The organism is Bradyrhizobium huanghuaihaiense (assembly GCF_025200885.1).
Lineage (GTDB): Bacteria > Pseudomonadota > Alphaproteobacteria > Rhizobiales > Xanthobacteraceae > Bradyrhizobium > Bradyrhizobium huanghuaihaiense.
Map to the genome: position 1 here is coordinate 6,913,066 of NZ_CP104172.1, position 20,455 is coordinate 6,933,520.

The window sequence follows — 20,455 nt, forward strand, 5'->3', positions numbered from 1 at the left end:
GAAATTCCGCATCTCCCACGGAATTGAAAATGACTTGACCGCCTATCCGGCGTAGACAGGACCAGCGGCCCTGGGTCGCTGTCCAAGTCAGTTTGCATTCGGGGAAAGAACAGTGGCCCTCAAAAACGTCATCGGTATCGACCACGCCGTGGTCATGGTGAAGGATCTCGACAAGGCCGCCGAGAACTATCGCCAGCTCGGCTTCACCATCTCCCCGCGCGGCACGCACAGCGCACATATGGGCACTGGCAACTACACCATCATGTTCGACCCCGACTATATGGAGCTGCTCGGCGTGCTGGTGGCGACCGAGCACAATGCACCCGCCCGCGCCTTCGTCGAGCGGCATGGCGAGGGCATCGAGCGCATCGCCTTCACTGCGATCGATTCCGCAGCCGGCGCGGAGGAGATCCGCGCCCGCGGCCTGACGCCGATCGGCCCGACCGATTTCGAACGCCCCGTCACGCTGCCTGACGGTACGATCTCGGCGGCGAAATTCCGCACCTTCATGTGGCCGACCGCGGAGGCGCCGGGCGGCGTGCGCATCTTCGCCTGCCAGCACAAGACCCGCGAGACCGTGTGGATCCCCGAGCTGATGAAGCACGCCAATGCGGCCACGCGAATCAAGCAGACGCTGATCGCAACGCCGGAGCCGGCGAAGGACGCCGCCCATCTCGGCCGGCTGATCGACCGCGAGCCGAAGGCCGAGGCCGACGGCGCCGTGACCGTGCCCTCCGGTGGCGAGCGCGCCGATTTCGTCTATCTGACGCTGGACCAGCTCGGAAAGCGCTATCCCGGCGTCCCGCTCGCGGGGCTCTCCGAGCGCGGCGGTGCGGCCCTGGTGCTGGTCAGCGGCGATCTCGCAGCGACCGAGAAAGCGCTGGGGTCAGCCGCGGTGCGCAGCGGGACCGCGATCTGCGTGCCGCCGGCCAAAGCCAACGGCACCCTGCTCGCCTTCATTGCCGGCTGATTTGAACTAATTCTTTAACGTGTGTTTACCCGGCGGCTCTAGGATTCCAGGCCATCCAAGTCGCCGGGACCAGACGCATGTTCAAAGAGGGATCGCCGATCGCCTACGACGCGCCGGCCGAGCTGAAGAAGTGGCCGTCGCTGAAGGGCGAGCGGCAGAAGGATCGGGGCCCGCCCTATCTCGTCTACAATGGCACGCTCGCCGACTGCGTCCGCGAGCTCATGGACAAGCCGATCAAGGGCATCTCGCTCTATGACATCATGACGAAGCCGCAGGCCGCCTTCGACCAGACCGTGCTGTCGCCCGGCGATGCCGCCGAGATCGCGATGCGCAAGGATTTCCCCAAGGCGTAAGCGCTCTGCGCACACTAGCGTGACAGCGTCGCGGTTCCCGTAGATCCGCGGGCCGATGGTGCATCGGTCTGCGGCGGGAACACCGTACTAACACCGTGCGCCCTTCGGAATCGCAGCTTCGCCGCAATTACGGTTAATGAAGTCCTCGTCACCGGCGCAGGCGCCGGTCGTTCCCCCACAGTTCGAGGACTCTTACCGAGATGCGATTTCTCGTCGCGGCTTGCGCTGCGTTCCTGATTCTGATGTGCGACGTCGGCTCGTCGCCGTCCTGGCAAACGCCAAGCCTCGACCACGCAGCTCCCAAGGAGGATCGCGCGCCTTCGCTGGTTCCCCTCGTCGACCTCTTCCTCGCGAGCGTGCAGGCCATTGAGCTGGCGAATGCACGCGCGGCTTACGAGGAGACGATCGAACCGGCGCACACCGTCGAGACCGTCGTGCAGGCCCCGCCTTCGCCAACCGACCGATTCTGTCACGCGCTGAGGGAAGCGGCTGAGGCCAGCGGCATTCCCGTGCCGTTCTTCGCGCGCCTGCTCTGGCAGGAGAGCCGCTTTCGTTCCAGCGAGGTCAGCTCGGCCGGCGCGCAGGGCGTCGCGCAGTTCATGCCGGACACGGCCGCCGAAGTCGGACTCGATGATCCCTTCGATGCCATGAAGGCGCTGCCGGCATCGGCAAAGTTTCTGCGCAAGCTCCGCGACGATTTCGGCAATCTCGGTCTCGCCGCGGCCGCCTACAACGCTGGGCCTGGTCGCATCCAGAAATGGCTCGCCAGGGAGAGCGAGCTGCCGCGCGAGACGCGTGACTATGTCCGCATCATCACCGGCACCCGGGCTGAGGACTGGACCGAACGCTCGGAGGCCCTCGCAATCAGGATCGACCTGCCGCGCGAGGCGCCATGCGAAGGCATCGGCAGCCTCTCCAAGACGAAGGACGTTGCCTGGGTTCCGGTGAACCTGACGCCGTCCGTCGTCACCATCATGCGCAGGGCCGAGCACCTGGCGGCGCGCCTCTCGGCAAACCGTGCGCGCAAGCGGTTTGCGTCCCTGCTGCGCAAGAGCGCCTCAGTCCACGGCAAGGCGCGAAGCATGATTGCGGCGCGCGCGGCCGGAAAGAGCGCCAAGGCCCGAGCCATCCGTGTAGCATCGCGCGAGCGTTCCTCGAGCTGATGCGAGCCGGAAGCCGCTCGGTTGAGCGGCTTCCCGGGATTTTTCAGACTAGTCGATCTCCTCGATCACGCGACGTTCGCGAGGCTCGATGACGTAGGTGCGCGTATCGCGATGGATATAGCGATATTCCCGCAGGTCTGGCGCGTCGCGATAGACCGTGCTCGGGAATTCCTCGACCTCGACAGTCTCGGGGACGCGGTCGCCGACATGGATCTCGGTGCGTGCCGTGCTGCCGGTGGTCCGCGCCTCGCTGCGCCCCTCGGTGCGGGTCTTCGCATGCTTGCGGATCGCCTCGCGATCGCGATCCGAGAACTTGCTGGCGCTGCGCTCGCGCGTGGTCGTCGTCGCCGTGGACTGTCCGGAATACGGAAGGACCGTCACGATCTTGTAGCTCGCAGGATCGACCACCACGATCTGATCCTTCACCAGCGCGAAGCTGTAGCCGCGATATTGCGGCACGATCTCGACGACATCAGGCGGCAGCGTCGACAGGTGCACGTCACGAGGCACCACCGTGCCGACGTTCAGTGAGAAATTGACATTCGTCAGCGGCCGCACGTTCAGGTGCGAGATCGAAGCGCTGATCTTGGTTTCCTGCTGGCGGTTGAGATTGACGTCGGCGGCAGCCTGTGAACTGGTTCCCGACCGCTCGCCCTGGGCCTGGTTGCTCGCTGGTGCATTCGGCGCTTGCTGAGCCTGGTTGGTTCCGGTCCCGCCGGGCGCCTGCTGCGCCTGGTTGCTGTTGGCCGACGGCGGATTGGAGCGATCCTGCGCTTGGTTCGTTGCCGGTGGATTGGCACTCTGCTGGGTCGCAGGCTGGTTTCCGGTCGTGCTTGAGTTTGCGGCCCCACTTTGCGGCCGCGAGGACGTGTCGGTGCTGTTGGCAGCGTTTGAGGTGCCGGAGCCGGTGTTGGCAGGCGGTGTGGCGCTCTGTGCGTTCTGCGCCGATGTCGGTGATTGCTGCGGCTGCGATGTGGACTGCTGCGGGCCAGCAGCGCCTGACGGCGCGGCGGTGGACGGAGCGGCGGAATTCGATTGGGATTGCGGCGTCTGCTCGGGCTTCGTGTTCGTACTCGGCGATTGCGCAAAGGCGGCGCTTGCCAGCACCAGCCCCAGTGCGGTTGTTGCCAACAGTCGGATCATGCTTGTCTCCCTTTGTCCGGTTCAACTTTGGCTACTAACCGGCGCTGGGAAGCTCGGTTCCAGTTTTTCCCGACCCAAGGCTGCAGGGAACTTGCGATGCCATCGAAGAGCGCCGGGATCATCGCCTACCGCAAGCGCCACCATATCGAGGTTCTGCTCGTGCATCCCGGAGGGCCGTTCTGGCGCAACAAGGACCTCGGCGCATGGTCGATCCCGAAGGGCGAGTACGCGGACGGAGAGGACGCCGAGATCACCGCCCGGCGGGAGTTTGCCGAGGAGCTGGGACTCGAGGTGACGAATCCGCTGATCGCGCTTGGTCAGATCAGGCAGCGCGGCGGCAAGATCGTCACCGCGTTCGCGGCCGAGCTCGATATCGACGTCGGCAGCATTCGCAGCAACACGTTCGAGATCGAATGGCCGCCGCGCAGCGGCAAGCGGCAGCACTTTCCGGAAGTCGACCGCGCCGAATGGTTCACGGTCGAAGATGCGCAGCAAAAGATCAACGCAGGACAACGCCCATTGCTCGAACGCCTTGCGCAGCTGGTCGGCGACGGATAGGCCGCGCGCCGCTCACACCGGCTTGTCGTCGTCCGTCACCGTCGAGGTCATCTCGTGATGCTGTACGTCAATTTATACTGTGATAGCCTACGTCCCGAGGAAACACCGGGCGCCGTGCCGACGGTCGCGCCGGCTGCGTGCTAGTGTAGCAACAACGGAGTCACGACGATTCACGAGAAGGGGGCCTGTCCTTGAAATCGCGCACCAAGCCCACGACCGAGAAGCCTGCAAGCCCGCGCAAGGCGGCGATTGCCAAACTGGTCCCTGCTCCGCGCGCCGAGGGCGATGTCGAGTCCGACGACAAGCAGCGCGGCGGCGGCGTGCAGTCGCTTGGACGCGCCTTCTCGATCCTCGAAGAGGTCGCGCGGCATCGCGAGGGCATTGGCCTCGCAGAACTCAGCAAGCTCGTCGGCCTGCACAACTCCACCACCTTCCATCTGGCAAAGACGCTGGTCTCGCTCGGCTATCTGCGCCAGGAGAAAGACAACAAGCGCTACCGCATCGGGCGCCCCTTGTTCGCGCTCGCCGCATCCGCGCTCGACGAGATCGAGATGGTCAATGTCGCAACGCCGGTGCTGGAGGAGCTGTCGCGCCAGACCAGCGAAAGCAGCCATTTTGCCGTGCGGATGGGCGATGCCGTCGTCGTCATCGCGCGCACCAGCGGCCCCGGCGCGTTCCAGCTGACCGACCGCGTCGGCGTGGTGCGCCCGGCACACTGCACCGCGCTCGGCAAGATCATCCTGGCCTCGCTCCGTCCCGAACAACTGAAGCGATTCCTCGATCATGCCGAGCTGAAACCGTCGACGCCAAAGTCCATCACCGATGCCGCCGTGCTGATGCGCGAGATCGCCGAGGTGCAGCGCACCGGCGTCGCCTTCGACGACGGCGAGTTCAATCCGGAAGTGCGCTGCGTTGCCGTGCCGGTCACCGACTTCACCGGACAGGTGATCGGCGCACTCGGGATTTCGGGCCCGATCTGGCGCCTCTCCAACCAGGCGCTGCACGACGGCGCGCAGATCGTGCAAGCCGCCGCCGACCGCCTCTCGGTCGAGTTCGGCGCCAAGGATCGTGCGCAGAAGGCGTTCGCCAAAAAAGTCTGAACCCCGCGCAGGCGGCGATTTTGCCGGTCGACACTGGCAATGGCGTTCGGGATCATCCTCCAGCAAGCAGATTTTGTGGCTGTGATCGTTGCCGCGAAGGAGCTGGGCTCCCTCTCCCGCTTGCGGGACGCGACGAGCTTCGCTCGCGCCGAGAGGATTGGGGAGAGGGTGTCTCCACAACGGGGCAATCCCCCCAGGAGGAAAGAACCCTCACCCGGCGCGTGGGACGATGCTTCGCATCGCCCGGGACGCGCCGACCTCTCCCGCAAGCGGGAGAGGTGAGCCCGCAGCGCCACCGGCGCCCTACTCCGCCTTGATGTTCGCGGCAGCGACGACCTCGGCAAGCTCCTTCGTCTCCTTTGCGATCTTGGCGGCGTAGTCGGCAGGGCTCAGCACGCTGACGACGCCCTGCGAGCCGAGCTTCTCTTCGACCGCCGGATCCTTGGCAGCCGTGACGATCTCCTGGTGCAGCGTCTGCAGGATCGGCGCAGGCGTCGCCTTCGGCATGAAGAAGCCGACCCAGAACGAGATGTCGAAGCCGGGATAGCCTGCCTCCGCGACGGTCGGCACGTCGAGCAGCGCCGGCAACCGCTCGGCCGAGGACACCGCGAGCGCGCGCAGCTTGCCGGCCTTCACCAGTGGCACGGCGGAGAGCGGATCGAACACCGCCAAGACCTCCTGCGCGAGGATGCCGACCTCGGACGCCGCGCCGCCGCGATAGGGCACGTGGATCAGCTTGATGCCGGCCTTCTGGGCGAGCAGCTCCATGGCGAGATGGGCGAGGTTGCCGTTGCCGCCCGAGCCATAGGCGAGCGCGCCGGGGGCCGCCTTCGCCGCCGCGACGAGATCGGCGACGGTCTTGATGTCGGCGGTCTTTGGATTCTCCGGATTGACCACCAGCACCAGCGGTGCCGACACGACGGTGGTGAGCGGCGCGAAGTCCTTTTCCGGATCGTAGCGGATGTCTTTGAACAGCGTCTTGTTCAGCGTGATGGTCGAGGAGTTGCAGGCAAGCATGGTGTAGCCGTCCGCGTCGGCGCGCGCGACGCCTTCGGCCGCGATCATGCCGTTGGCGCCGGCACGGTTCTCGACCACGAAGGGCTGTCCAAGCTTGTTGGCGAGACGATCGCCGACGATGCGCGCGACCACGTCGACCGGGCCGCCGGCGCTGAAGCCGACCAAGATCTTCACCGGCCGCGACGGATATTTCTGCGCGAGGGCCTCGGTCGTCAGCGCCGCGGCGCAGAGTCCGGCGATGAGCGCCAGCAGGCGGGCCGTTCGTTGCATTCGTTCTCTCCCCAACCTCGTGCGCCGCTTGTGCATGTTTGTTGGTGCGGCGCATGCGAGGACCATGATGAGCGGCCACACCGGATTTCGCAATCGCGTTTGCATCCGCCCGATGCCAGGCAATTCCGCCGCGCGGCACGTGAGGAGCGGTCTCAACAAAAAAAGTGCGAAAACAACCCCATGCACAGTAGCCGGCCCCAGTCGCATCAAGGACTTGCGAGGCAGACCCACGCTTTCTGATTTTTCGAAATCGATTTGACCCGTCGGGCAAAACAGTGGCAGAATGGCATGATCGCGATAACCGCAAGCCTCCATCCCGCCCCGACATGGGCGCCAGGCCGCGGCTCCGCGTAAACCCCTCATCCACATCTGAAAATCGCAACTGCCGCGCAAAGCGCGATGGGCTCCGCTCACGGCGGGCCCACGCGCCTGCGCCGGCAAGGGACACATCGACATGACGACAGCTCCGGAACGCAACGGCACGACATCCATCGCGGCGAACGGCTACGGCAGACCTGCAAGCCCGCGGATCAGGCTGCATCGACGGCGCATTGCGATCGACCACCCCGATCAGCAGGCCGGCGAGCGCCTGCTCGCCGATGCCCTCGGCGCGGTCGACCGCGACGCGCTGCACGGCATCCTGAAGCAGCTCATGAAGGCGAGCGCGATCGGGCAGAAGCCGGACGAGGCCAATCTCGCCTTCATGGTCTCGATGATGAAGAGCATCGCCCCCAGGGATTCCATCGAGGCGATGCTCGCGGCGCAGATGGTGGCAGTCCACGCCATGGCGATGCGCTCCGCCTGCCGCCTGGCCTTCATCGACGACCTTGCGCAACAGGAAAGCGCCACGCGCGCCCTGACCCGGCTGGCCCGCACCTTCGCTGCGCAGACCGAGGCCCTGAGCCGCCATCGCAACAGCGGCGAGCGCGCGATCACCGTGCAGAACCTGTCGGTCCAGGACGGCGGCAAGGCGATCGTCGGCAACCTCACCCAGCATGCGAACATGATCGTCGCGGAAGCCGGCTCGAACGACGGAAGGCAGGGTGCAGTCGCATGACCGGCGGCCACACGCGCAACACCATCCCGATGCGGGCCAGCCCCCGCTGCGGCGCCAGGACGCGCGATGGCGCCGCGTGCCGCTCGCCGGCCGCGCACGGCAAGGCGCGATGCCGCATGCACGGCGGCACACCGGGATGTGGCGCGCCGCTCGGAAACCGCAATGCGCGCAAGCATGGACTATTCACTGGGGAAGCGATCGATGAGCGAAAGCAGATCGGTTCTTTGCTGGATGACGCGCTGAAGCTGCTGCGGAACTTGACGTGATGGCGTCCGGCCGGCGTGGATCACGGGCGGACGTCGCGGGATTCGAAATGCCCGTTGCAAACGGAACTTCTCGCACTGGCGCCACTTGAATGGGCAACGGAAGCATGCCCGATGAATGCCGAAACGGAACTCAAATTCCGCCTTGCGCCGCGAAAGCTGTCATCCGTCTTGCGCGCCGCCGCTTCGAGCGGACGACGCGGCGACCGGTCGGAGCAGGATCTGGTGTCGACCTATTACGACACGAGCAAGCAGAAGCTCAAGCGACATGGTCTCACGCTCCGCGTCCGCAAGATTGGCGATCGCTACGTCCAGACCGTGAAGGCGGGCGGCTCCGGAACCGTGACGCGCGGCGAATGGGAGCATGAGGTCGCGGGCGCAAGGCCCGACTTCAAGAAGATCAAGAACACCCCTCTTGCGGACCTCGCATCCAAAAAACTTCCGCGCAGGCTGCGGCCGGTGTTTCGGACCGAGGTCCATCGCACCACCGAGGCGAGGCGGGTGCGAAAGAGCCAGATCGAGCTCGCCGTCGACCGTGGCCGCATCGGCGCCGGGCGGCGCTCGCGGCCGGTTGCCGAGTTCGAGCTGGAATTGAAATCCGGGCAGGTCGCCGATCTGTTTCGGCTGGCGCGCAATCTCGAACGCAGGACGGGCGCCGAGCTCGATCTGCGCTCGAAAGCCGAGCGAGGCTTCCAACTCGTGACGGGAAACAGCGCGGGCGCGCAGCACGCCGAGCCGATCGAGCTCAAATGCGAGCTCTCGCCGCGCAATGCCTTCGGCGTGATCGCGCATTCGACGCTTCGCCAGATCACGGCGAATGCCGATCCGGTGCGGGACATGGATTCGGAAGGTGTCCACCAGATGCGCGTCGGCCTGCGGCGCCTGCGGGCCGCGATCTCGCTGTTCTCCGACACCCTGCCGCGCGCCAGCACGGAGCGGATCAAGACCGAGCTCAAATGGCTCACGGGCGAGCTGGCGCCGGCGCGCGAGGTCGACGTCTTCCTCACGGAAAGCATTCTGCCGATCGCGGGCCAAGGCGTCCCGAAACGCGGCGCTCGCGCGATCGCCAAGAAGTTTTCCGCGGAGCGGAGGGCCGCCTTTGCGCGCGCCCGCGAGGCGGTCGAATCGCCCCGCTACCGCCGCCTGCTGATCGACGTGATCGAGTGGATCGAGACCGGACAGTCCCCCGCCGACGATAATCGGTCGATTGCTGCTTACGCCGCCGCGGTGCTCGACCGCCGGATCAGGACGGCGCGCAAGCAGGGCAAGCATCTGGACGATCTCGACCCGATGCAGCGTCACAAGCTGCGGATCAGGATCAAGAAGATCCGTTACGCCGTCGACTTCTTTGGGAGTCTCTACAGCGATCGCGACCAGGGGCAGCTCGCAAACCTCTCCGGCCAGCTGAAGGCGATTCAGTCCGCGCTGGGATCGCTCAACGACTTCATGACGCATCGCGAGCTGGCGACGGAGACGGCGTTGGCGGCGCCGCCGGCCAACCGGCGCGCCCAGGCCTTCGCGTCGGGGTTCATCGTCGGCCGGGAGCGCGAGGCGGCGCACGGCCTGATGAAGGACGCCGCCGGCGAGCTGCATCGACTGCACCGGCTGCGCGTCGCGCCGGGCAAGTGACGCGGGAGAACCGGGATGTCATGGGTCGGCAGTTGGCGAAATCAGTTCGGCTCCCTCCTTCGCATCATCAGCGAGACGGAGGAGCGCATCGAAGGCACGTTCGAGACGGCGCTCGAAGACAGCGGCTTCTACGGACAAACGGTGCAGGTCACCGGGTTTCATCGGGGCAATTGCATCGGCTTTGTCGCCGTGGGCTCGTCTGCGACGGGCGACCGCGTCGTTTCGTACACGGGATTGTTGCGTCACGGGAAAATGGAGACCGCCTGGTTCGTGGTCGCCGACCAGGCGCTGAGTGCCGCCAGCGAGGGTGATCCCGCCAAGCTCAAGCCGTTGAACTGGTGGCGCGCCGTGACAACCAACGTCGACACTTTCGAGCGGGCATAGCGTTCGCCTTCCCCTGGAGCTGCTGCGCGAGCTGACGTGATAGCGTCCGCCCGGCCTTCACTTAACTTGCGTTCTGGGGTCACAAAAGAGCCTCATTTCACCCGGGTTCGCCGTCGTATTTTGGTCCAGGATTTTGTTCCTTCTCTGCGGCGGGGCAGGCTTCATGAACCTGGAGACCTGCGATGCGCCGTCATGTTGCGTTTGCGTTTGCTTTTACTTGTATTGTCGCGATTTCATCGGGCGCTGCCGATGCGCGCCCCGCGCGATCCCTCCGCGCGGCGCCGCCGCCCGAGTGCAACGTCATCATGCCCTGCGACTTCGCCGGCTCGAACATGCGCACGACGGCATCGCGCCTTCGCGCGCCGCAAGAGGTGACGGGTCGCGTTGCCGTCATGCGGGTTGCGACAACGGAAGGCGCAGCCCAGGTCGTCGGCGGCCGTCCATCCGGCTGCCCGCGCTCCTTCTGCGGTTGCGCGGCGTCGATCCGCGTGTTTGGCCACATCGTGCCGGGATTGAATCTGGCTGCGAACTGGCTGCGCTTTCCGCGGACCTCGCCGGCGCCCGGGATGGTCGCCGCGCGGCACGGACACGTCTTCGTTCTGGAGCAGCATGTCGGCGGAGACGTGTGGATGGCGTATGACGGCAATTCAGGAGGCCGTGCCACCCGCATTCACGCGCGATCGTTGCGCGGCTATGCGGTGGTGAATCCGCGGGTCGGGTGAGCGGGCGCCTACAGCGCGATGAGATTGCGACGATTCGTCATCGCGCTCTAGGTTATTGTTTGAGCATGATCTTTTCGGAAAACCGCTTCACACTTTTCCGGATCATGCTCTAGACGCCCCGCGAGCTCACCTTGTCGCGCAGGCGATGACAGAGCTCGTCCAGCAGCGTCTGGAGCCTTTCGAAGTTGACCAGCAGCCGGTCGGCTTGCGCACGCTCGGTCGTGCCGGGCGCGAAAGCGCTGCGCAGGCCCATCAGATGGTTCAGCCGCTGGCGGCCGCTCGCCGCCCGGCTTTCCGCAAATTCGAGATGCTCGAGGTCATGGCTGAGCGTGTCTTCTTCCGCGATCAGCAGCTTGAGGATCGTGTCCCGGTTATGAGGCGGCAGATCGTTCCCGTTCAGAAGGCCAATATAGTGGTCGATGTTGGCGCGAGCGACATATCCTTGCATGACGCTTCTCCCGGTCGATCTCGGCATGCCAACACAAAGGGGTAACCGAGGCAAGCGGCTGTTGCGCGCCCTCGCGAGACATTTGATCACGCAGAGCGCCAGAGGCGTGTCCAGGCCATCGCCCCGGCTTGGCACGGCCGTTCCGATCGTGTAACGCCACAGTAAAATTGCCGGGACGGAACGCTGATGGGGACTGCTGCGACCGACGACGCGGGCGATGCCAGCCGCGCGCTGATCTTCGCGCTGGTAGCGCTCGCCTGCGGGCACATGCTCTCGACCTTGCTGCGCACGATTCCGGCTGTCAGCCTCGACCTGATGGCGGCGGATTTCCGCATCGAGCCGCAGGCGCTGGCGAGCCTGACCTCCGTCTATCATTTCGCCTTCGCGGCCTCGCAGATCCCGGTCGGCGCGGCGATGGACCGGTTCGGCGTGCGGCCGGTGTCGCTCGGCCTGCTGGCGGGAACCGTGTTCGGCGCGGTGGCCTCGGGGTTTGCGACGGGACCTGCGAGCTTTGCGGTCGGGCAGTTCATGCTGGGCGTCGCGACCTCGGGCATGCTGATGTGCCCGATGACGCTCGCGGCCAAGCAATTGTCCGCCGCGCGGTTCGGATTGTGGTCGGGCGCGATCCTGTCGATCGGCAATATCGGCATGCTGCTGTCATCGAGCCCGCTCGCCTTCGTGATCGACAATTTCGGCTGGCGCGCCGGGTTCTGGATCTCAGCTCTCGGCGGCATTCTCGTCGCGCTCGCGGTGTTCGTGCTGGTGCCGAGCCAGCCGGCCGAGCACAAGGACGACTCCTCGCCGCTGTCGCAGATGATCGAGGTGGTCAGGCTCGGCCTGTCGCGGCCGCTGCGCGGCGTGATCGCGCTGGCGCTGGTGTCGCTGGCGAGCACGCTGGTGCTCCGCGGCCTGTGGGGCGGGCCATGGCTGATGGAGATCAAGGGACTGACGCGGATCGAGGCCGGCAACCAGCTCGGTGCGTTCACGCTGGCGATGATCGTGGGCCCGTTGCTGGTCGGCATGATCGACCGCAGGCTCGGCCGCCGTCGCGAACTGGTTGCCGGTACGCACGCGGTCGCGGCGCTGCTGCTCGCGCTGATGGCACTGGGAGCGCCGCACTTTCCCGTTGCATGGCTGTTCGGCGTGAACGTCATGCCGCCGTCCTACGATCTGGCACTGTTCGTGCTGATCGGCCTCTTCACCTCCGCCCAGCCGCTGCTGTTCGGCATGTCCAGGCAGCTCGTCGACGCGCAGGTCGCAGGCAAGGCACTCGCGGCCGTCAACCTCGCGTTCTTTCTCGGCACCGCGCTGATGCAATCCGTCACCGGCGCGGTGGCGGCGCTCGCGGGGCTGCCGGCCGTGCTGCTGTTCATGGCGGCCGCGCTGGCGTTCGGCGTGCTGATCTTTTTGACTTATACCTCGTCGCATTCGTAGGATGGGTAGAGCGAAGCGAAACCCATCAGCGGCGTTCGTTGAGTTGATGGGTTTCGCTGCGCTCTACCCATCCTACGCATTCGCGCATCAAGGGAATTCCAGTCCATGCCTGTCGACCACAAAGCCGCCACCGATCGTCTCATGCGCTTCCTCGCCGTCGAGGGCGTCACCGGACAGGAGGCGGCGATCGGGCGTGAGCTCACCGCCGCGCTGAAGCAGGCCGGCGTGCCGGCAAAGGCGATCCGGCTCGACGATGCCAACACGCGCATTCCCGTGCCGACAGAGACCGGCAACCTCATCGTCGACCTTCCCGGCCGCGGCGCACTGCACAACCAGCCGCGGATCATGTTCATGACCCACATGGACACGGTGCCGCTGTGCGCCGGCGCCAAGCCCAAGAAATCCGGACGCAAGATCGTCAACGAGGCCAGGACCGCGCTCGGCGGCGACAATCGCTGCGGCTGCGGCGTGCTGGTGACGCTGGCCGCCGAACTGGCAAAACAGAAGCTCGATCATCCGCCGATCACGCTGCTGTTCTGCGTGCGCGAGGAGAGCGGGCTCTATGGCGCGCGCCACGTCAAGCTGGACGAGCTCGGCTCGCCGGTGATGGCGTTCAACTATGATGGCGGCTCGGCCTCCAACGTCGTGATCGGCGCCGTCGGCGCCGACCGCTGGACCGTCGAGATCTTCGGCCGCGCCTCGCATGCGGGCGTCGCGCCCGAGCGCGGCATCTCCTCGACCATGATCATGGCCCTCGCGCTCGCCGAGGTGAAGGCCGGCGGCTGGTTCGGCAAGGTGGTGAAGGGCAAGCAGCAAGGCACCAGCAATGTCGGCCCCGTCACCGGCGGCGAAGGCCGCCCCGCAGGTGATGCCACCAACGTCGTCACCGACTACGTCCATGTGCGCGGCGAATGCCGCAGCCATGACGGAAAATTCTTCAAGGAGATCACCAAGGCCTACAAGGCCGCGTTCGAGAAGGCGGCCAAGAAGGTGACGAACGCACAAGGCAAGTCCGGCAAGGTCAAGTTCAAGGCCGAGACCGACTATTATCCGTTCCGCATGAAGGAGAACCTGCCGGTCGTCAAACGCGCGATCGAGGCGGTGGCTGCCGTCGGCGGCACCCCGAACGTGCGCGCCGCCAATGGCGGCCTCGACGCCAACTGGATGGTCCGCCACGGCATTCCGACCGTGACCTTCGGCGCCGGCCAGAACGAGGCGCACACGGTCGACGAATGGATCAATCTCGACGAATACGACCGGGCGTGTGCGCTGGCGCTGCAGGTCGCGACGATGCGGTGAGCTGGATTCGTAGGGTGGGTTAGCGCCGCGGATTGCGCGAAGCGCAAACCGCCAGGGTAACCCACCACTTCTCTGCCCGCGCGGAAAGTAAAGAGGTGGGTTACGCCTTCGGCTAACCCACCCTACGAAAAAAGAAAGGGAGGCCACATGGCACGCATCGCAAGCATCGAGACCGGACTCTACCGGATCCCCCTCCCCGTCACGCTGTCCGACTCCACGCATGGCGAGATCGCGGCGTTCGAGCTGATCACCTGCCGCATCCGCGATGCCGATGGCGCTGAAGGCGTCGGCTACACTTATACGGTCGGGCGCAATGGCGGGGCTGTCGCCGACATCCTCGGACGCGAGATTCCGCCGCTGGTCGAAGGGCGCGAGGCCGACGATACCGAAGCGATCTGGCATCATGTCTGGTGGGCGCTGCATTACGGCGGGCGCGGCGGGCCGACCGTGCTGGCGCTCTCCGCGCTCGACATCGCGCTGTGGGATTTGAAGGCGCGGCGCGCGAAGCTGCCGCTGTACCAATTGCTCGGCGGCTTCGATGCGCGCGTGCCCTGCTATGCCGGCGGCATCGACCTCGATCTCTCCGTCGAGGCGCTCCTGAAGCAGACCGACGGCAATCTCGCGAAGGGGTTTCGCGCCATCAAGATGAAGGTCGGCCGGCCCGACCTGAAATCCGACGTGGGGCGCGTCGCCGCCATGCGACAGCATCTCGGCGACGGCTTTCCGCTGATGGCGGACGCCAACATGAAATGGACGGTCGAGGAAGCCATCCGCGCCGCCCGCGCCTTCCAGCCCTACGATCTCACCTGGCTCGAGGAGCCGATCATTCCTGACGACGTCGCGGGCCATGCCCGCATCATGCAGGAGGGCTTGTGCCGATCGCGGCGGGCGAGAATCTGCGCTCGCTGTGGGAGTTCAAGAACTACATCGCCAGTGGCGCGGTGTCGTATCCCGAGCCCGACGTCACCAATTGCGGCGGTGTCACCGCCTTCATGAAGATCGCGCGGCTGGCGGAGGCCTTCAACCTGCCCGTCACCAGCCACGGCGCGCACGACATCACGGTGCATCTGCTCGCGGCGTGCCCGAACCGGTCGTATCTGGAGGCGCATGGTTTTGGCCTCGACAAATATATCGAGCACCCGCTGGTGCTCGAGGACGGCAAGGCACTGGCGCCGGACCGTCCGGGCCACGGCATCGGCTTCGACTGGAAGGGGCTGGCGAAGCTGGCGGCGTAGGAGTGGGCTCACCTCTCCCGCTTGCGGGAGAGGTCGCACCGAAGGCGCGGGTGAGGGCTCTTTCCGCAGTGGGACAATCCCGATGCGGAGACACCCTCTCCCCAACCCTCCCCCGCAAGCGGGGGAGGGAGCGCAGCGCCTTTGCTGCAAGCTGTCCGGCTTGATCGCGCACGCCAAGCAAACGCGCATTGCTGCACGCGGGGCATTCGCTGGCGCCTGATGCGGCGGCCCGATATTCGGCTATGCTGGCTGCAAGCCGGCCCTCCCAGCGAAAGATCCCCTGCCTTGACACCCGAACTGCACCAGAAACTGACCGCGTGGCGCCGGCATCTGCATGCCCACCCCGAACTGTCCCTCCAGGAGAAGGCGACCGCCGCCTTCGTGCAGGACAAGCTCACCGAGCTCGGCATTCCCTTCGAGGCTGATGTCGGCGGCCACGGCATCGTCGCGACCTTGACGCGCGGATCGGCGCAGGGCCGCGTCGGCCTGCGCGCCGACATGGATGCGCTGCCGATCACCGAGGACACCGGCCTGCCCTACGCCTCGACCAGTCCCGGCGTGATGCATGCCTGCGGCCATGACGGGCACACCGCTTCGCTGCTCGGCGCAGCCGCGCTGCTCGCCGCCGATACCGACTGGAGCGGCACGGTCCACTTCATCTTCCAGCCGGCCGAGGAAGGTTATGGCGGCGCGCGCACGATGGTCGCAGACGGGCTGCTCGAGCGCTTTCCGATGCAGCGGGTGTTCGGCTTTCACAACTGGCCGGGCCTTCAGGCCGGCAGCATCGCGGTCCATGACGGCGTCGTCATGGCCTCCGGCGGACGCGTCACCATCACCATCGAAGGCCATGCGGGACACGCCGGCATGCCGCATCTGACGCGCGATCCGGTGATGGCGGCGGGCCATCTGATCGTGGCGCTGCAGTCGATCGTGTCGCGCAGCGTCGATCCGCTCGACACCGCGGTGCTCTCGCTGTGCACGATCGAGGGCGGCACCGCGCCGAACCAGATCGCGGGCAAAGTGGTGATCCGCGGCACCCTGCGGTTTCATCGCGAGGAGATCAAGGACACCATCCTGGGCGGGATCGAACGGGCCTGCGCCGGCATTGCCACGAGCTTCGGCGTCAAGGTCACGCCCGAGATCGTCATGGGCGTCGGCGTGGTGATCAACACGCCGGCCGAGGCCGATCTGGCGCGCCTCGCCGCGGAGAAGGTGCAGGCGCGCGTTCGCCGCGACCTCGCACCGAGCATGGCCGGCGAGGACTTCGCCTTCTACCTCAAGCACCGCCCCGGCGCCTTCGTCTGGATCGGCAACGGCGAATTGCGCGACGGCGCCGAGCTGCACGGCCCGCGCTACGATTTCAACGACGCCATCCTTCCCGTCGCCTCCAGCTGGATGGCCGAGGTCGCCAAGACGGCGCTGAGCGCGAACTAGCATGCGGAGGGCGGCGGGCCTGATGCTCGCCGCCCTTCCGCATGATCAACAGCCGCGACAGATGACCAGCTTGCGATCGATCTCCTCGTCGAGACGTCGCAGCTCGGCGTCGACGGGCAAGGCCTGCACAGGCGCGAGCAAGTCGCTGGGCCGCGGCTGCCGGTGTCCGACGGGAGCTTGCCGGAACAGGTCCGCGAACCTTGTCGGGGCGAGACTGCCGGGCGGGACGATCGTCGAGCGAGCGCCTGCGCGCGCGCCTTCTCCCGCCCTGAGGCTCGAAACCGGCCAGAACAATACCGTAGCTGCGACGATGGTCACACCAAGTCTGATCGACATCATTCTTCTCCTATCGCGGTGACATTTGCGAAGCCGCGCCTGTGCTGGATAGGAGATGCCGGCTACCCGGCCATGTCGCCCGCGACGCTATCGCGTTACGGCTGAAACCGCCTGCGGATCATGCTTCAGGAAACTCCGGCTATTCGCCTCGATCTGCCGCCCGTCGCGGACGAGGCAAGGCTCCGCGCCAGCACGCCGGCGAGCTCCGCCGACACCAGCGGATGATGCACGAGCTCGGTGATGCCCGACGTCTCGAGCGAGGGCATCGCCAGATCGCGTGTCGAGGGCGCCGCCAGGATGATCGGCAGAGCCGGCGCGGCATCATGCAACGCCGCCGCGACATCGAGCGAGGAGCCTCCGGGCAGATGACACACCAGTGCCGCGTCGAAGCGGGCGTGCGCGGCCCGGCAGGCGGTGATGGCTTCCGCCAGCCTGGTGAAGCCGACGGGCTCATAACCCAGCGCCGCGAGGATCTCCTCATAGCGCAACAGGCGGTGGCGATCGGTGTCGATCACGAGCACGGTTTCGCCGGCGCCAAGGAGCGCCGGATCGGAGCCGTGCGAAGGCGGCTGCGGCTCGTCGGACTCGCCCGATGGCAGCCAGACGTCGAAACGCGTGCCGGCGCCCGGCCGGCTCCGCACCGCGATCGCGCCGCCATGTTGCTCGACGATCTCGCGCACCGTCGCGAGCCCAAGGCCGTTGCCGTCCGGGCGGGTGGTGAAGAACGGCTCGAAGATCCGCTCCAGCGTCGCCTCGTCCATGCCGGGCCCGGGATCAGTGACGGAAATGACGATGAAGCGGCCAGGGCCGACGTCGCTGCGCCCGACGGGCAGCGGACTTGCGAGATCGCATGTCTTGATGCGGAGCTCGATGCGGCCGGGCTCCTTCATCGCCTGCGCCGCGTTGTTGCAGAGATTCAGGATCACCTGCTGCAATTGGCCAGGCTCCCCGGTCACGACGGACGCTTCGGCCACCTCGCTCACCTCGAGCCTGACATACGAAGGCAGTGACGCGGCGAGCAGCGACCTGGTTTCGTCGATCAGGGTCTTGACGCATACGCTCTCCCGCCGGCCTTCGCCGCGGCGGCCGAAGCTGAGAATCTGCTCGACCAGCTCGCGCGCCCGCTCGCCGGCCCGGCGGATCTCGGCGAGGCTCGCGGCGGGCCGGCTTCCCGACGGGATCCGCGCGTCGGCCATTTCGGCGTAGCCGAGAATTGCACCGACGATGTTGTTGAAGTTGTGGGCGATGCCGCTGGCAAAGGTTCCGATGGTCTCCATGCGGCGCGCCTGCTGCAGGCTCGCCTGGAGACGCTCCTTCTCGCCCTCGAGCCGGGCCCGCCTGATCGCGTTGCGAATCGCATCGAAAGCCATGCGAAACAGCGAGACCTCAGACCAGTATCTGAGTGCGCCTCCATGCAGGGCGTCGAAGCCGAGAATGCCATCGCGGCTTTTCTGGGCCGACATGATGCAGAGCCAGCCGCTCACGCCGGCTTCGGCGAGCAGGTTCATCGCCTCGTGGGGATGCGATGCGCTCACCTTGGGGATGTAGACGATGCCGTCGTCGCCGCCGTCGGATCGCGCCGCGAGGCTCAGCACCCGTTGCGGCCAGCCCTGTTCGAACCCGACGCCGTCGCGGGACCACCGATAGCTGTGCGTCGTCGCGCCGACCTCGCAGACAAAATAGGCACGGTCCGCGCCGATACATCCGGCCAGCTGGTGGAGCGCCATCTCGACATCCGCGGCGATCCGCTCGCTGCTCGAATTGATGAACAGCATCGAGATGTTGGCGATCACATGCTCGAACGCGGCGCGGCGGCGCAGCGTCATGGCCCGTTTGCGGAGCAGCATGCCGAAATAGATGATGCCGGAGAGCAGCAGCAGCGAGGTGATGTATTGCAGCAAACGCGTCTTGCGCGCCGAGGCGCGCGCGGCGTGCTGGCGTTTCAGGATGACCGCCAGCATGGCATCCTGCTCGCGGTTGCTGGAATCGGCGACGAGCGTCTTCAGGATGGTGTCGATATCGGGCAGCAAATCATGCAGCATCTGTCCGTGGGTCAGCAGCGCCCGGACCGAATCCTTCTCCACCGGCGGCGGCTGCAATTGCGCCAGCTCTTCCAGCCGGTCCTCGACCTGGCGCGCAGCGGCGTCCGAGGTATCGAGCGTCAGGCGCAGCATGGCGGCCGCCAGCGCGGAGGCGGCCGTCACCAGCGGCCGGGAGTCCGATTCGGCCAGCTTGTCGCTGAACAGGCCGAAATAGGCAAAGGAGTTCTGCAGCAGCGCATTCCTGCTCTTGAACCGCTCGATCAGGCTCTCCTGCCGGCCGGCCCGCGCCGACAGGACGTCGATGGCCCTCGTCTGCTCGGCGTCGAGGCCCGCCGTGTCGCGCAGCCGCGTCAAGGCATCGTCATAGGCATTCACCATCTGCACCAGCGCGTCGTAATTGCGCGACAGGCCGGCGCGCGCGGTGAGGACTTCCCTGGTCATCCCGCGTTCGAACCGGGTGAAATCCCCGAGCGCCTCCAGCTGGCTGTCATAACGCGCCGAATTGACGTTCAGCCCGTTCAACAAGAGCCAGGTGAGAAGCGCGAGCACGAACGCGACACTGACAACGGCAGGAGCTGATCTCATGGCGAGCCACCGACGGGCGCACCGCGCCAGGTACCGGTCAGGCTGTTGAGGAAGGCGACGAGCGCCCTGGCCTGCCGGTCCGTCAGCGTTGCGTTCAACTGCGCCAGCGCCATCTTGCGAACCGCGTCCTCCAGCGTCGGCGCGCTTCCGTCATGAAAATAGGGGGCCGTCGTCGCGACGTTGCGCAGGCTCGGCACGCGCAGGATTTTCGGCTCGGGCGACGCCAGCGGGTGGAATATGCCGTGCCGCTCGAACAGATTGCCGCCGACGTTGACGCCTTGGTGGCAGGCCGAGCACCCCAGCGATTTGAACAGGCGGTAGCCGTCCAGTTCTTCGGCCGACAAGGCTGCATCATCGCCCTCCAGCCAGCGATCGAACCTGCCGCCCGGCGTGAGCAGCGTGCGCTGATAGCTTGCGAGCGCGTCGACAACGTCGCGGCCGTCGGGGCGCCGACCATAGGCCACCACGAAACGATCGCGCATGTCGGGATCGGCATCGAGCTTTGCGGAGATCTCCGCCGCGCTGCTGCCCATCGTGTGCCGGCTTTCCAGCGATGCCTTGATATCAGCCTCGACGGTGCGGAATTTTCCTTCCCAGCTGAAACGAAAGCTGAGCGTCGAATTGAAGACGGTGAGCGTGTTGAGCGCGAGCTCCACCCCGTCGAGATCGACATCGTGCCGCCTCTGGCTCGCGCCGTTGGTCGCGATATCGTGACAATACTGGCAGGAGCGGGAATTATCGTGCGAGAGCCGGCGATCGCCGAACAGCCTCTCGCCGAGCGCCGCCTTCAGCGGATCGACGGCGGGGGGCGGCGGAATCGGCGTGATCGGCTCGCCGCGGTCGAGCACCGGTGCCGGCGGCGACTGCGACGGCGCGGGCGTGACTTCCAGGCAGCACAGCAAGACCGCGCAGATCGCGATCACCCCGCCCCGATAGCCGGCGCCTGGCCCGGCTCCACGAAATCCAGCCAATAGTCGCACTGCCAGTCATATGGGGGTGGGAGCGGAAGCGAC

General features: G+C 66.3%; 19 protein-coding genes and 1 pseudogene. 14 read left to right on the forward strand and 6 right to left on the reverse strand.

Features of this window, described 5'->3' with window-relative positions; all coding sequences use genetic code 11:
* Window positions 1–112 precede the first annotated feature (112 nt).
* The 3 genes from N2603_RS32605 (at window position 113) to N2603_RS32615 (ending at window position 2,486) form a co-directional block, all read left to right on the forward strand.
* Window positions 113–970 (forward strand): VOC family protein, encoded by an 858-nt coding sequence (locus N2603_RS32605; RefSeq protein ID WP_260385353.1) that lies wholly within the window; start codon window positions 113–115, stop codon window positions 968–970.
* Between the two features lie 77 nt (window positions 971–1,047).
* Window positions 1,048–1,323 (forward strand): hypothetical protein, encoded by a 276-nt coding sequence (locus tag N2603_RS32610; RefSeq protein ID WP_018646136.1) that lies wholly within the window; start codon window positions 1,048–1,050, stop codon window positions 1,321–1,323.
* Between the two features lie 200 nt (window positions 1,324–1,523).
* Window positions 1,524–2,486 (forward strand): lytic transglycosylase domain-containing protein, encoded by a 963-nt coding sequence (locus tag N2603_RS32615; protein ID WP_260385354.1) that lies wholly within the window; start codon window positions 1,524–1,526, stop codon window positions 2,484–2,486.
* 48 nt (window positions 2,487–2,534) lie between these two features.
* Here N2603_RS32615 and N2603_RS32620 read toward each other — a convergent pair whose 3' ends face one another.
* Window positions 2,535–3,629 (reverse strand): DUF1236 domain-containing protein, encoded by a 1,095-nt coding sequence (locus tag N2603_RS32620; protein ID WP_260385355.1) that lies wholly within the window; start codon window positions 3,627–3,629, stop codon window positions 2,535–2,537.
* Window positions 3,630–3,725: 96 nt separating this feature from the next.
* Here N2603_RS32620 and N2603_RS32625 point away from each other — a divergent pair, with 96 nt between their 5' ends.
* On the forward strand, window positions 3,726–4,187 hold the full coding sequence (locus N2603_RS32625) for an NUDIX hydrolase (protein ID WP_260385356.1): 462 nt from the start codon (window positions 3,726–3,728) through the stop codon (window positions 4,185–4,187).
* Between the two features lie 191 nt (window positions 4,188–4,378).
* Window positions 4,379–5,287 (forward strand): IclR family transcriptional regulator, encoded by a 909-nt coding sequence (locus tag N2603_RS32630; protein ID WP_018646132.1) that lies wholly within the window; start codon window positions 4,379–4,381, stop codon window positions 5,285–5,287.
* A 303-nt stretch (window positions 5,288–5,590) separates the two neighbouring features.
* On the opposite strand, the gene N2603_RS32635 is transcribed toward N2603_RS32630, so the two are convergent.
* Window positions 5,591–6,574 (reverse strand): Bug family tripartite tricarboxylate transporter substrate binding protein, encoded by a 984-nt coding sequence (locus N2603_RS32635; RefSeq protein ID WP_260385357.1) that lies wholly within the window; start codon window positions 6,572–6,574, stop codon window positions 5,591–5,593.
* A 454-nt stretch (window positions 6,575–7,028) separates the two neighbouring features.
* On the opposite strand from N2603_RS32635, the gene N2603_RS32640 reads away from it, so the two are divergent.
* From N2603_RS32640 to N2603_RS32660, 5 genes are all read left to right on the forward strand, one after another.
* Window positions 7,029–7,631: a hypothetical protein gene (locus N2603_RS32640; protein ID WP_260385358.1), complete on the forward strand. Its 603-nt coding sequence runs from the start codon at window positions 7,029–7,031 to the stop codon at window positions 7,629–7,631.
* Window positions 7,628–7,897, forward strand: a complete 270-nt coding sequence (locus N2603_RS32645; protein ID WP_260385359.1) for an HGGxSTG domain-containing protein — start codon at window positions 7,628–7,630, stop codon at window positions 7,895–7,897. The genes N2603_RS32640 and N2603_RS32645 overlap by 4 nt, the downstream gene beginning before the upstream one ends.
* 111 nt (window positions 7,898–8,008) lie before the next feature.
* Entirely contained in the window at window positions 8,009–9,523 is a 1,515-nt protein-coding gene (locus N2603_RS32650; RefSeq protein WP_260385360.1) for a CYTH and CHAD domain-containing protein, read from the forward strand.
* A 15-nt stretch (window positions 9,524–9,538) separates the two neighbouring features.
* The gene (locus N2603_RS32655; RefSeq protein ID WP_018646127.1) at window positions 9,539–9,907 is read left to right on the forward strand and encodes an avidin/streptavidin family protein; all 369 of its coding nucleotides are present in this window, start codon (window positions 9,539–9,541) and stop codon (window positions 9,905–9,907) included.
* A 182-nt stretch (window positions 9,908–10,089) separates the two neighbouring features.
* Window positions 10,090–10,629, forward strand: a complete 540-nt coding sequence (locus tag N2603_RS32660; protein ID WP_260385361.1) for a hypothetical protein — start codon at window positions 10,090–10,092, stop codon at window positions 10,627–10,629.
* Window positions 10,630–10,738: 109 nt separating this feature from the next.
* On the opposite strand, the gene N2603_RS32665 is transcribed toward N2603_RS32660, so the two are convergent.
* On the reverse strand, window positions 10,739–11,077 hold the full coding sequence (locus N2603_RS32665) for a hypothetical protein (RefSeq protein WP_018646125.1): 339 nt from the start codon (window positions 11,075–11,077) through the stop codon (window positions 10,739–10,741).
* Between the two features lie 186 nt (window positions 11,078–11,263).
* Here N2603_RS32665 and N2603_RS32670 point away from each other — a divergent pair, with 186 nt between their 5' ends.
* The 4 genes and pseudogenes from N2603_RS32670 (at window position 11,264) to N2603_RS32685 (ending at window position 16,479) form a co-directional block, all read left to right on the forward strand.
* Window positions 11,264–12,511 (forward strand): MFS transporter, encoded by a 1,248-nt coding sequence (locus N2603_RS32670; RefSeq protein ID WP_260385362.1) that lies wholly within the window; start codon window positions 11,264–11,266, stop codon window positions 12,509–12,511.
* Between the two features lie 105 nt (window positions 12,512–12,616).
* Window positions 12,617–13,810, forward strand: a complete 1,194-nt coding sequence (locus N2603_RS32675; protein WP_018645162.1) for a M20/M25/M40 family metallo-hydrolase — start codon at window positions 12,617–12,619, stop codon at window positions 13,808–13,810.
* A 147-nt stretch (window positions 13,811–13,957) separates the two neighbouring features.
* Window positions 13,958–15,045, forward strand: a pseudogene (locus N2603_RS32680) (mandelate racemase/muconate lactonizing enzyme family protein).
* 285 nt (window positions 15,046–15,330) lie between these two features.
* Complete coding sequence (locus N2603_RS32685) at window positions 15,331–16,479, forward strand: amidohydrolase (protein ID WP_260385363.1); 1,149 nt, start codon at window positions 15,331–15,333, stop codon at window positions 16,477–16,479.
* 45 nt (window positions 16,480–16,524) lie between these two features.
* On the opposite strand, the gene N2603_RS32690 is transcribed toward N2603_RS32685, so the two are convergent.
* The 3 genes from N2603_RS32690 to N2603_RS32700 all read right to left on the reverse strand — a co-directional run bounded on the left by N2603_RS32690 (window position 16,525) and on the right by N2603_RS32700 (window position 20,422).
* A complete protein-coding gene (locus tag N2603_RS32690; protein ID WP_145831959.1) occupies window positions 16,525–16,815 on the reverse strand; it encodes a hypothetical protein in 291 nt (96 codons plus the stop codon).
* A 125-nt stretch (window positions 16,816–16,940) separates the two neighbouring features.
* Window positions 16,941–19,442, reverse strand: a complete 2,502-nt coding sequence (locus N2603_RS32695; RefSeq protein WP_260385364.1) for a two-component system VirA-like sensor kinase — start codon at window positions 19,440–19,442, stop codon at window positions 16,941–16,943.
* Window positions 19,439–20,422: a cytochrome-c peroxidase gene (locus tag N2603_RS32700; RefSeq protein WP_260385365.1), complete on the reverse strand. Its 984-nt coding sequence runs from the start codon at window positions 20,420–20,422 to the stop codon at window positions 19,439–19,441. The genes N2603_RS32695 and N2603_RS32700 overlap by 4 nt, the downstream gene beginning before the upstream one ends.
* Between the last annotated feature and the right edge of the window lie 33 nt (window positions 20,423–20,455).